Origin of the sequence: Pseudomonas sp. 10B238 (assembly GCF_000970615.1) — a bacterium.
GTDB lineage: Bacteria > Pseudomonadota > Gammaproteobacteria > Pseudomonadales > Pseudomonadaceae > Stutzerimonas.
Map to the genome: position 1 here is coordinate 118,660 of NZ_KQ033936.1, position 11,696 is coordinate 130,355.

Sequence of the window (11,696 nt, forward strand, 5' to 3'; positions counted from 1 at the left end):
TCCTTCGTGCGTTGGGCTGTTAGGAGCTGGCTTGACTGCCTGCTGAAAAGGTAAGGCGACAGCACCAAGCGAAGGATTAAATCCTGACGTCAAATTTTTTTTGAAATCGTTCGGCACGCCGGATAGGGGCGTCGGTTTGGTCGCGGCTGGGCTGCAGGGTTAAGCCTCGTCTTCAGCGCTTCGTGCGGCTCGGATCGCCAGCAAGCTGGCTCCTACAGAAGGGGACGATGATCCACGCTTCTTTGTAGGGGCTGGCCCGCAAACAGCTTAGAAAGTGCTGGTGACGACCCCTGCTTCCACGACCTTCGCGTCGATCACCTTGCCGCTACCGACGTTGCGCACGCGGATGACGTCGCCTGGCTGACCGTCGGCCAGGGCTTCGCCGGAGGTGGAGGCTTCGATGCCTTCGTTGTTGGCGACGATCTTCACCGGCTGGCCGCGTTTGACCGCCATGGCTTGTTCCAGCAGGGCGGGGGTGATGGTCTGGCCGGCGCGGATGCGGCGTTTGGCCGCCAGGCCGACCACCTCTTCGATGCGGTTGTAGTAGCCGCGCCGGGCCTTGGCGACGTTGATGCGTTGCAGTTTGAGGTCGTTGGCGGTCAGGGTCTGGCCGCGGTCGATGATGCCTTCGGCGTGGACGGCCGGAAGGAACACATGGGCTTGGCCTGTGGCGTTCGTTGACCAGCCGGGTGTGTCAACGCAGCGAAGCTGCAGATTCTGCCGCTCCATGGCCGACGGCGCCTCGCCCGTCGCCCGGACCTGGAGCGCTTCGGAGCAGCGCGGCGGATTGGCCGCGCTGGCCGGCACGCTGATGTCGTAGCGCAGTTGCATGCCTTGCCAGCCCTGACGCGTGGCCTGCTGTTCGAGCATCAGCCGCAGGTGATTTTCCACGGCCTGCTGAACCTGTGTCGTGGCGTCCGCCTGCGCCTGGGGCATGACACCCATCAGGAGAAAGGTGACGAGCCACCATGCGGAAGGCGCTTTTCCGCTTCCGCATGGCCGCTTCTCGCCAAGCGGAAAAAAACGCTCGCTGCGCTCTGCTCTGTTCTCTTTTTTTGCTATGAAAATCAATTGATTACCAGTATCTGTAGGTTCGGCACGCTTTCTGCAAAAAGCAACAGCAAAGCGGTGGGCTGGGTTCGGCCTGCACAGGCTGCAAAGGGTATCGGCAAATGAGTATACGGATTGATGATGCGCTGGGCGTTCACGAGCGCGCCCTCGGTCTGCGCATGCAGCGCAGCGAGATTCTCGCGGCAAATCTGGCCAACGAAGACACTCCGGGCTTCCAGGCGCGGGACATCAATTTCAGCAAGGAAATGCAGCGGCTCGACAGCAGTACCTCGTCGCGCGCCAGCATGGCCGGTACCGATCCGCGTCTGCTGTTTCGCGTGCCGAGTCAGGCGTCGCAGGACGGCAACACCGTCGAGCTGTCGACCGAGCAGGCGCAGTTCTCGCGTAATTCCATGGATTTCCAGACCAGCCTGACCTTCGTCACGATGAAATTTCGTGGCTTGAAACAAGCCATCGAGGGCCGTTAAGCCATGTCGTTCGATTCTATCTACCGCATCGCCGGCTCGGCGATGAATGCCCAGACCGTGCGCCTTAATACCGTGGCGAGCAACCTGGCCAACACCGACTCGGCCGCCAACAACGCGGCCGATGTCTACCAGGCGCGCAAGCCGATGTTTGCCGCCGTGTATGAGAACAACTCGCTGACCCGCGGCGTCGGTCTCGGTGGTGCCCATGTACAGGTGCTCGACGTAGTCACCTCCGGCGCCGAGCCCAAGCGTCGCTATGAGCCGGGCAATCCGCTGGCCGATGGCGATGGCTACGTCTATTACCCCGACATCAACGAAATCGAAGAAATGACCGACATGATGTCGGCCACACGCAGCTTCGAGACCGGTGTCGAGGTGCTCAACCGCGTCAAAAGCATGCAGCAGAGCCTGCTGCGGTTGGGAGAATCCTGATGGCGGTGACCAATAATCTAAAGGGCAGTGGCCTGTCCGGCACTGCTGCAAGTGACCTGCCGAAGCAGGCAGTGAACGTCAGCGATGCCACGCAGATGGAGAACAACTTCATCAGCCTGATGGTCGCGCAGATCAAGTACCAGGATCCGACTAAGCCGGTCGACAGCACCGAGTTCCTCAATCAGTTCTCGGCGATGTCGCAGGTCAAGAGCATGGAGAACCTGGCGACCCTGGCGCAGAACAACCTGGTGCTGACTGACAACCTGCAGACCCTCACCGCCGCTGGCCTGGTCGGCCAGCAGGTGAGCGTCGCCGTTGAGTCGCTGGATCTCAGTGGGCAGGCCATCAGCGGAGGCTTCGATTTAAGCCATGCCTCGACCCGCACCGCAGTCCTCCTGACCGATTCCAACGGCACCCAGACCCGCATCGAGCTGGGCGCGCAGTCTGCTGGCAAGGTGCCCTTCGTCATTGATCCGGCCAAACACGGCCTGCGCGATGGCAAATACAGCGTGAGCATCGAGTCGGAGAACGGCGAATTCCCACAGGTGGAAGTCGCCGGTCAGGTCTCGAACGTGCGCGTCAGCGCTGAAGGTCCGGTGCTTCAGGTCAACGGCGTCGGTGCGGTGCCTTTCTACAACATCCTCGAATTTGCCCAGGCCGATGCCGGGCTGCTCGGCGGCTGAGCCCCAGGGCTCGCCAGTCTTCATTTCCCTTTAAGTATCGAGATCAGCCCATGAGCTTCAACATCGCCCTGACCGGCCTGTCCGCCGTCAACGAACAACTCAACACCATCGGTAACAACATCGCCAACGCCGGCACCGTCGGTTTCAAGTCGTCCCGCACCAACTTCGGCAGCCTTTATGCCGAGAGCCAAGCCATGGGCGTTGAAGTCACCGGCACCAGCCAGAGCATCAGCCAGGGCGGTGCGTTGACCACGACCAACCGTAACCTCGACCTGGCTATTTCCGGTGGTGGTTTCTTCGTCACCCGCGCAAGCAATGGCGACGTGGCCTACACCCGTGCCGGCGTGTTCGGCACGGACAAGGACAGCTACCTGACCAACAGCCTTGGTCAGCGTTTGCAGGGCTACCCGGCCGATGCCACCGGTAACCTGCAGACAGGTGTGGTCGGTGATCTGCAAATGAAAGCCGGTGGTCTGCCCGCCAAAGCCACCGATGCGCTGAGCTTCGTTGCCAACCTCGACGCGAACCAGGAAGTCCCTGCGGTCGCTTTCGATCCGCTGGTCGCCGACAGCTACAACTCCACCTACACCACCAAGCTGTACGACTCCCAGGGCAAGGAACACACCCTGACCCAGTACTTCGCCAAGACCGCTGATAACAGCTGGAACGCCCATTACTACGTAGACGGTGCAGCCGTTGCCGGACCTCAGGCGTTGACCTTCGATGGCGCGGGCACGCTGTCGGCCCCGATTGGCAAGGTTGCGATCAATGCCGCTCTGACCGGCGGCGTCGATCCGCTGGCCATCCAGCTCGACTACAGCGGCACCAGCCAGTACGGCTCGGAATTCAGCGTCACCAGCAACCGCGCCACCGGCTACTCGGCCGGCGAGCAGACCGGCATGAGTGTCGAGAAGGACGGCAAGGTCTACGCCAGCTACTCCAACGGCGAGCGCCTGCTGCAAGGCCAGGTGGTGCTGGCGAACTTCGTCAATGCCGAAGGCCTGAAGAACATCAGTGGCACCGCCTGGACCGAAACCGCGGCGTCCGGCGCGGCCATGCTCGGTGCGCCGGGTGTCGGCCAGTACGGCAACCTGGCCAGCGGCGCGCTGGAAAGCTCCAACGTCGACCTTACCCAGCAGCTGGTAGGCCTGATGGAAGGCCAGCGTAACTACCAGGCCAATACCCAGGTCATTTCCACCAACAAGGAACTGACCCAGGTTCTGTTTAGCGCACTCTGAGGCTGATCCATGGATCGTTTGGGATACACGGCGATGACCGCTGCGAGCCGCACGATGATGTCGCTGCAGGTGCGCTCCAACAACCTCGCCAACGTCAACACACCGGGCTTTCGCGCCGACCTTGAGCGCGCTCAGGCCGTCGCCGTGGAAGGCTACGGCTATGACAGCCGCCACATGGCGGTGGTCGAGAACAACGGTGTCAGCCTGGCCGCCGGTCCGATGGTCGCCACCGGCCGCGAGCTGGATTTCGCCGTCAAGGGCACCGGCCTGATCGTCCTGCAGGACGGCGAAGGCGAGGCCTATACGCGCCAGGGCAGCATGCAGATCGATGCCGAAGGTCGCCTGACGCTCAATGGCCGCGCGGTCATGGGCGAGGGCGGGCCGATCGAGCTGCCCGAGCATGAGCGGGTTGAGATTGGCAATGACGGCACCGTGTCGATCATGGCGCCGGGCGACTGGATGATGGCCGAAGTGGACCGCATCCGCCTGGTCGACGTACCGGCTGCGGACCTGATGAAGAACGAAGCTGGCTTGCTGGTCACGCGCAACGGCGAGCCCGCTGCGCCCAGCGAAGACGTGCGCCTGGCCAGTGGTTTCCTCGAGTCGAGCAACGTCTCGGCCATCGACGAGCTGGCCTCGACCATGAGCCTGAACCGCCTGTTCGAGACTCAGGTAAAGATGATGAAAGCCGCCGAGGACCTCTCCGACGCCGGCAACCGAATGATCCGCGGCAGCTGATCGGGAGATAACGCATGAATTCCGCACTTTGGGTCAGCAAAACCGGCCTGGCTGCACAAGACACCGCCATGGCGACGGTCGCCAACAACCTGGCCAACGTCAACACCAACGGCTTCAAGGCCGACCGCGCGGTCTTCGAAGATCTGTTCTACAGCATCGAAAAGCAGCCCGGCGCTCAGGCGGACGAGATCAACACCGTGCCGTCCGGCATCCAGCTGGGCAGCGGCGTGCGTGTCGCCGGCACCCAGAAGGTATTCACCGAGGGCAGCATCCAGACCACCGGCCAGCCGATGGACCTGGCGATCGTCGGCCGCGGCTTCTTTCAGGTCGAGTCGCCCAACGGCGACATCCTCTACACCGAGAACGGCCAGTTCCAGCTCAACGCCGAAGGCGTGATGGTCAATGCCCAGGGCTTGCCGCTGACGCCTGCCATCGAAGTGCCGCAGGGCAGCACCGGCTTTACCGTGGGCGCCGATGGCATCGTTACGGCCGTTCTGCCCGGTGACACACTGCCGTCCGAGCTGGGTCAGATCACCCTGGTCAACTTCACCAATCCGGGTGGCCTGGAAGCGCTGGGCGGCAACCTCTATCGCGAAAGCGTCGCCAGCGGCGAAGCGGTGGAAGGCGTGCCGGGCGAAGAGGGCCTCGGCCAGCTCAAGCAGGGCGTACTGGAAGGCTCCAACGTGCAGGTGGTCGAGGCGATGGTGGCGATGATCGCCATCCAGCGCGCCTACGAGGCCAACGCCAAGGTCCTCGATGCCGCTAGCGGCATGCAGCAGTTCCTCAACCAGACCGTCTGAGAATCATGATGCGTACGCCCATTCTGCTCGTCGCTCTGGCCTTGCTCGGCGGCTGCGCCAGCTTCAACGAAATGCTGCCGGAAGAGCCCTCCACCGAGTACGAACCGCTGGAGCTGGACTACAGTCTGCCGCCGACCACCGGTGGCGGCCTGTTCCGCTCCGGTTACACCGGTTCGCTGATCAGCGACAGGCGCGCGGTGCGGGTCGGCGACATCCTCACGGTGGTGCTGGACGAATCCACGCAGTCGAGCAAGAGCGCCGGTACCAGCTTCGGCAAGGAATCGAGCGTCGGCATCGGCGTGCCGACCATTCTCGGCAAGACCTACCCGGACGTTGAAACCTCAGCCTCCGGCGAACGCGAGTTCAAGGGCTCGGCCAAGAGCTCGCAGCAGAACACCCTACGCGGCTCCATCGCCGTCAGCGTGCACCGCGTGCTGCCCAATGGCACCTTGCTGATCAAGGGTGAGAAGGCCCTGCGGCTGAATCAGGGCGACGAATACATCCGCCTCACCGGCCTGGTGCGTATCGACGACATCAACCGCTACAACCAGGTGTCCTCGCAAAGCGTGGCCAACGCCAAGATTTCCTACGCCGGGCGCGGCGTGCTCAACGACAGCAACTCGGCCGGCTGGCTGACGCGGTTCTTCGCGTCGCCGCTGTTCCCCCTTTAAGCGAGCCGATCTCTACATGACTAGCCTCATGCGACCACTCAAGCTGTTCCTCGCCGCCGTCGCGCTGTGGCAACTGCCGGCCCAGGCCGTGCCGTTGATGGACCTGGTGGATGTCGAGGGCATTCGTGGCAACCAGCTGATCGGCTACGGCCTGGTCGTGGGCCTCGACGGTACCGGCGACAAGAATCAGGTCAAATTCACCAGCCAGTCGGTGACGAACATGATCAAGCAGTTCGGCGTGAACCTGCCGCCGAACGTCGACCCGAAGCTGAAGAACGTCGCCGCGGTGACCATCACCGCGACGGTCCCGCCGTCCTACAGCGCCGGCCAGACGGTGGATGTCACCGTCTCCTCGCTGGGCGACGCCAAGAGCCTGCGCGGCGGCCAACTGCTGATGACCCCGCTGCAGGGCGTCGACGGTGAGATCTATGCCCTGGCTCAGGGTGCGGTAATCGTCGGGGGCGTCAACGCCGAAGGTGCAGACGGCTCCAAGGTTTCCATCAACACCTCCAACAGCGGCCTGATCCCCAACGGTGCGACGGTCGAGCGGATGATTCCCAGCGACTTCACCGAACGCCCGGAAGTGATGCTCAACGTCCGCCAGCCGAGCTTCCAGACCGTCACCCGTGTGGTCGACGCGGTGGATGCCTATTTCGGTAAAGGCACCGCCACGGCGCTCAACGCTACCAAGGTGTCGATCCGTGCGCCCCTTACCAGCACCCAGCGCATGAGCTTCATGGCCATGCTCGAACGCCTTGAAGTGGAAGAGGGCCGCACCCGGCCGAAAGTGGTCTTCAACAGCCGCACCGGCACTGTCGTGGTCGGTCAGGGTGTGCGGGTCAAAGCCGCGGCGGTGGCCCACGGCAGCCTGACCGTGACCATCAGCGAGAATCCCCAGGTCAGCCAGCCAAACGCATTCGCGGGCGGCGAAACCGTGGTTACGCCGCAGTCGGACGTCGCCATCGAGCAGGACCGCAAGGCCATGTTCAAGTGGCCCGAGGGTGCCAGCCTGGAAAGCATCATCAGCACCATCAACAGTCTTGGCGCCACACCCGACGACGTGATGAGCATCCTGCAGTCGCTGGAACGTGCCGGCGCACTGAACGCTGAATTGATCGTGATGTAACAAGCGCCTGCTTCTGATGAAGCAGGCCTGACGCGCAGCAGATTGAATAGGTTTTTTGTCGGATGAGCATCGTATCCCTCCCCCAGCACCTCAACACCCTGCGCAACCGCCAGGACGGCCCGACCGCGGCCCGGCGCCAGCAGCTGGAAGTCGTTGCCGAACAGTTCGAGGCGATGTTCCTGCAGCAGATCCTCAAGCAGATGCGCAAGGCCGGCGACGTGCTCGGTGCCGGCAACCCGATGCGCAGCCGCGAGCTGGATACCATGCGCGACTTCTATGACGAAGTGCTCGCCGACACCCTGGCCGGCAAGCGCCAGACGGGGATCGCCGACATGCTGGTGCAGCAGCTGAGTGGTGAAGCCGGCAGCGCGCCCGCGCCGACTGCCCTGGCCGGTCACGCTGGCAGCGGTTTGCAGGGTGGCGGCTTGCATGCGCTGCGTGGCACCTGGCAGCGAGGCGTCGATGCGCTGGACAGTGCTTGGGAAAGCGGCAAGGCCGGCTTCAAGTCGCTGGTCGACAGCGTGATCAAGCATGAGTCCAGCGGCAACATCGCTGCCGTCTCGCCCAAGGGCGCGCGTGGCCTGATGCAGTTGATGCCCGGCACCGCACGGGACATGGCGGCCGAGTTGGGCTTGCCGTTCAGTGAAGCGCGGCTGACCACCGATGCGGAATACAACAAGCGCCTCGGCAGCGCCTACCTGAACAAGATGCTCGACCGCTACGACGGCCATCAGGCGCTGGCGCTGGCCGCCTATAACGCCGGTCCCGGGCGGGTAGACGAGTGGCTGAAGAGCCACGGCGACCCCCGCAAGGGCGAGATCGGCACCGGCGCCTGGGTGCAGAAGATCCCTTTTGCAGAGACCCGTAACTACACCCGCAACATCCTCAACGATCTGAGCGCCGCCGCGCCTCGGCAGGCCGAACCGCGTGCGCAGCTGCAAGCCGTTCCGCCTGTTGTGCCGTCGCCGCTTAATTCCGCTGGCGATTCGGTCGCTCTTTCTACTGGGCACAGTGTTGTTGCTGGCGCCCGCCTCTCGGTGGCGTTCGCGCAACCGATCCGGATCGAGCCGAAGGAAGTCGTGTCGTGAGTATTCTTGGTCAAATTGGCTACAGCGGCGTTCGCGCCTCGCAGATCGCCCTCTCGGCGACCGGGCAGAACATCGCCAACGTCAACACGCCGGGCTTCAGCCGTCTGACGCCAGACATGAAGTCGGTGGGCGGGCAGACCTCGGTCAGCATCGGTGGTGGCGTACAGGTCAGCAGCATCCGGCGTCTGTCCAACGACTTCCAGAATCAGCAGCTCTGGCGCGCCGGCACCGACGAGAACTACTTCAACACCAGCCAGCAATACCTCACCGCTCTCGAAGGCCTGATCGACAGCGAAGGCTCGAGCGTCAGCGTTGGCCTGGACAACTTCTTCGCCGCCCTCAGCGAAGCCAGTTCCACCCCCGAATCCATCGCCCTGCGCCAGCAGATCATCGGCGAGTCGAAGCAGTTGGCGCAGCGCTTCAACGGGCTGAACAGCAACATCGGCACCCAGCTCAACGCCCTGCAGGGCCAGCGCGTGGCCATGACCAGCGAAATCAACGGGCTGTCCGGCAACATCGCCGAGTTGAACGCACAGATCCGTGAGATGGAATCCTCGGGCCGTGATACCGCGACCCTGCGGGATTACCGCGACAACCTGGTCAAGGACCTTAGCCAATACGCCGGCATCCGCGTGCAAGAAGCCGCTGATGGCACTCTGAATGTCTCGCTGGCTAACGGTCAGCCACTGGTTGCCGGTGCGACGGCGGGGCAGTTGAAGGTCAATGCCAACCTCGCCGGTGAGCAGGAGATGACGCTGGTCTTTGCCAAGACCACCTTTCCGCTCAACCAGCAGGGTATCGGCGGCTCGCTCGGCGGTCTCTACGACATGGAATACGGCGCGCTGCGCCCGGCCCAGCAGGATTTGCACGACATGGCCTCGGCCGTGGCGACCATGGTCAACGACGCCCTCGCCGGTGGCTTCGACCTCAACGGCAACCCGGGCCAGCCGCTGTTCAGCTACAACGCGGGCAGCACCAGCGGGATGCTGGCGGTCAACGCGCTGGGCGCCTCGGAACTGGCGTTTTCCGGCACGGCAGGCGAGGTGGGTAACAACAAGACCCTGCTCACCATGCTTGAACTCAAATCAGCGGGTGTCACGGTCGCCGGCAACACCGTACCGCTCAACGACGCCTACGCCGGCCTGGTTGGCCGCGTTGCCAGTGCCAGCCGGCAGAACCAGGCGGATTTGCGCGCCGCGACCACGGTAGCCGAGCAGGCTCAGGCCCAGCGCGACAGCGTCAGTGCGGTCAACCTGGACGAGGAGGCCGTCAACCTCATGGCCTACGAGCAGGCCTACCAAGCCAACATGAAAGTCATCAGCACATCCAACGATCTGTTCAACGCCGTACTGGCGATGTTCTGAGCTGGCGCAAGCCGACTCGACTGACGAGAAAGACACCATGCGCATCTCCAACGCCCAAATCACCGCCATGATGCACGGCTCGATGAACACCAGCTCCGAGAAGCTCGGCAAGCTGATGCAGCAGATGGCCACCGGCGAGCGCATGCTGATGCCCTCGGATGACCCGATCTCCGCCGTGCGCGTGCTGCGCATCCAGCGCGAGGAAGCGACGCTGACCCAGTACCGCACCAACATTGCCAACGTGTCCGGCAACCTGTCCAAGCAGGAAGCCAACCTCAAGGCAGCGTCTGACACCATGCTCAACGTGCGCGACCTGCTGCTGTGGGCCGCCAACGGCAGCAACACCAGCGAAGACCTGGCCGCCATCGCCAATGAGATGGGCAATCTGGAACGGACCATCGTCAGCTTCGCCAACGTGCGCGACGAGGAAGGTCGTTATCTGTTCTCCGGCACCCTCAGCGACCGGCCGGCCATTACCTTCGATGCCGCCACCCAGAGCTACCAGCTGACCGGCAACGATCAATACCGCCAGGCGGCAGTCGCCAATGGCGTACTGGTCGAGGAGAATGTCACCGCCGCGCAGGTCTTCGGTGGCGGCGTCGGCATGCTCAACGACCTCAACGCGCTGGTCAAAATGCTCGCCGACCCGGCACTGGATGCCAACGATCCGGCAGTACAGGCTTCGATCAGCGCTACGCTCAACAGCCTCGACAAGACTCACGGCGACCTGCTCGGTGCGGTCTCGGAGTTGGGCGGGCGGCAGAACACCCTGACGTTGCTCTCAAGCAGCAACGAGGATGTCTCGTTGGTGAACCAGAAAATCGATGGCGAGCTGTCGCAGCTTGACTACGCCTCGGCCAGCATCGACCTGAACAACTATCAGCTGTCGCTGCAGGCGACGCAGAAAACCTATTTGAAGATCAACGGGCTGTCGCTGTTCGGCATGCTCTGACCGAGGTAGCGTGAATGAAGATTGGCAAGCAGCTCCCCGCTGTTTCCGCAATCAACCCACAGGAACGCCGCGAGGCGCTGCTGCGGGATGCGCCTGCGCCGCTGCGGGCCGGTACGCCGGTTGACACGCCGCACACCGAGACGGCCCCCAGCAAGAACACCAGCTTCAGCCTGCAGCTCAATCAGCAACTGTCCTCGATGCAGTCGGCCGACAGCTACCTGGGCGATCTGCAGACGCGTCTGTCGCAGCTCAAGCTGAACCTCAGTCGCCAGATCAGCTCGCCGCAGCCCAACGGCGAGGAAAGCATTCGCCAGACCGTGCAGCAGGTGGGTGAGTTGCTCAAAGAGCGCAGCAAACGCTCCGGCAATTCTCTGGACGCCAATCTCAAACTGCGCCTGACCGAGCCGGTGCGCAGCCGCTTCAGCTTGCAAGGGCTGGAGTCGCTGGAAAAGATTCGCCAGTCAGGCCGCGAGACACTGCTGTTCAGCGGCGGTCGCCAACTGGCCGAGCCGGTGGCCGTGGTGCTCGACGATGAGATGAGCGACGAGCAGATTCTGCGCCGCTTCAATGGCAGCCTGGGCCAGGCCGGTATCCGCGCCGAACTGGATCAGAACGGCGAGCTGAAGTTTTCCGCCCGCGAAGGCGACTGGCAAAAGCTCAAGGACCAGCTGGCGGTGCAGGGCGAAGGCAAGCTGTTCGACAAAGGCCGATACGTCCGCGTGCAGAGCGAGGACGAGCAGCTGCTGAGCTTCCCTGAAGAGCTGCAGCTCGATTCCTTCCGCGAACTGCGCCGCCTGCTTGACTCGGTGGTGGCCGGGCTCGACAAGGTCACCTCGCTGCGCGAGCAGCTGAGCAACCGCCAGCAGGAAATTCGCGAGTTTCTCGCCCGTCAGGCTCATGCCGACGAGAAGCAGTGGGCGATGGACTTCTCCCGCTCAGTGTTCAACCTGATGCAGCGCAGCCCCTCCAGCTACGCGGCGGTCACCCAGACGGTGGTGGCCCAGGCGACCATCAGCCGCTTCGCGGTGGTCAGTCTGCTCTCCTGATCGATCCTGCGCCGAGCCTG

General features: G+C 63.3%; 13 protein-coding genes. 12 read left to right on the plus strand and 1 reads right to left on the minus strand.

What is annotated here, in order from left to right; genetic code table 11:
- Positions 1 to 267: 267 nt before the first annotated feature.
- Positions 268 to 936 (minus strand): flagellar basal body P-ring formation chaperone FlgA, encoded by a 669-nt coding sequence (gene flgA, locus RT21_RS15925; protein WP_234463456.1) that lies wholly within the window; start codon positions 934 to 936, stop codon positions 268 to 270.
- Between the two features lie 236 nt (positions 937 to 1,172).
- Here flgA and flgB point away from each other — a divergent pair, with 236 nt between their 5' ends.
- The 12 genes from flgB (at position 1,173) to RT21_RS15985 (ending at position 11,676) form a co-directional block, all read left to right on the plus strand.
- A complete protein-coding gene (flgB, locus tag RT21_RS15930) occupies positions 1,173 to 1,538 on the plus strand; it encodes a flagellar basal body rod protein FlgB (RefSeq protein WP_046163493.1) in 366 nt (121 codons plus the stop codon).
- 3 nt (positions 1,539 to 1,541) lie between these two features.
- Positions 1,542 to 1,970: a flagellar basal body rod protein FlgC gene (flgC, locus tag RT21_RS15935; protein WP_021209033.1), complete on the plus strand. Its 429-nt coding sequence runs from the start codon at positions 1,542 to 1,544 to the stop codon at positions 1,968 to 1,970.
- Positions 1,970 to 2,653, plus strand: a complete 684-nt coding sequence (locus RT21_RS15940) for a flagellar hook capping FlgD N-terminal domain-containing protein (protein ID WP_046163494.1) — start codon at positions 1,970 to 1,972, stop codon at positions 2,651 to 2,653. Before flgC ends, RT21_RS15940 begins: the two co-directional genes overlap by 1 nt.
- A gap of 50 nt (positions 2,654 to 2,703) precedes the next feature.
- Positions 2,704 to 3,891, plus strand: coding sequence for a flagellar hook protein FlgE (gene flgE / locus RT21_RS15945; protein WP_046163495.1), 1,188 nt, complete (start codon positions 2,704 to 2,706; stop codon positions 3,889 to 3,891).
- A 9-nt stretch (positions 3,892 to 3,900) separates the two neighbouring features.
- Positions 3,901 to 4,629 carry a flagellar basal-body rod protein FlgF gene (gene flgF / locus RT21_RS15950; protein ID WP_046163496.1) on the plus strand — a complete coding sequence of 243 codons (729 nt, stop codon included), beginning with the start codon at positions 3,901 to 3,903 and terminating at the stop codon, positions 4,627 to 4,629.
- A 14-nt stretch (positions 4,630 to 4,643) separates the two neighbouring features.
- Entirely contained in the window at positions 4,644 to 5,429 is a 786-nt protein-coding gene (gene flgG / locus RT21_RS15955) for a flagellar basal-body rod protein FlgG (protein ID WP_019340569.1), read from the plus strand.
- A 5-nt stretch (positions 5,430 to 5,434) separates the two neighbouring features.
- Positions 5,435 to 6,100, plus strand: coding sequence for a flagellar basal body L-ring protein FlgH (flgH, locus tag RT21_RS15960; protein ID WP_046163497.1), 666 nt, complete (start codon positions 5,435 to 5,437; stop codon positions 6,098 to 6,100).
- A 16-nt stretch (positions 6,101 to 6,116) separates the two neighbouring features.
- Positions 6,117 to 7,226: a flagellar basal body P-ring protein FlgI gene (locus RT21_RS15965; RefSeq protein WP_371263617.1), complete on the plus strand. Its 1,110-nt coding sequence runs from the start codon at positions 6,117 to 6,119 to the stop codon at positions 7,224 to 7,226.
- Between the two features lie 62 nt (positions 7,227 to 7,288).
- Positions 7,289 to 8,314, plus strand: coding sequence for a lytic transglycosylase domain-containing protein (locus RT21_RS15970; RefSeq protein WP_046163498.1), 1,026 nt, complete (start codon positions 7,289 to 7,291; stop codon positions 8,312 to 8,314).
- Positions 8,311 to 9,678, plus strand: a complete 1,368-nt coding sequence (gene flgK / locus RT21_RS15975; RefSeq protein ID WP_046163499.1) for a flagellar hook-associated protein FlgK — start codon at positions 8,311 to 8,313, stop codon at positions 9,676 to 9,678. Before RT21_RS15970 ends, flgK begins: the two co-directional genes overlap by 4 nt.
- Before the next feature lie 37 nt (positions 9,679 to 9,715).
- On the plus strand, positions 9,716 to 10,630 hold the full coding sequence (gene flgL, locus RT21_RS15980; RefSeq protein ID WP_046163500.1) for a flagellar hook-associated protein FlgL: 915 nt from the start codon (positions 9,716 to 9,718) through the stop codon (positions 10,628 to 10,630).
- A gap of 14 nt (positions 10,631 to 10,644) precedes the next feature.
- Positions 10,645 to 11,676, plus strand: coding sequence for a hypothetical protein (locus tag RT21_RS15985; RefSeq protein WP_045422627.1), 1,032 nt, complete (start codon positions 10,645 to 10,647; stop codon positions 11,674 to 11,676).
- Positions 11,677 to 11,696: the final 20 nt, after the last annotated feature.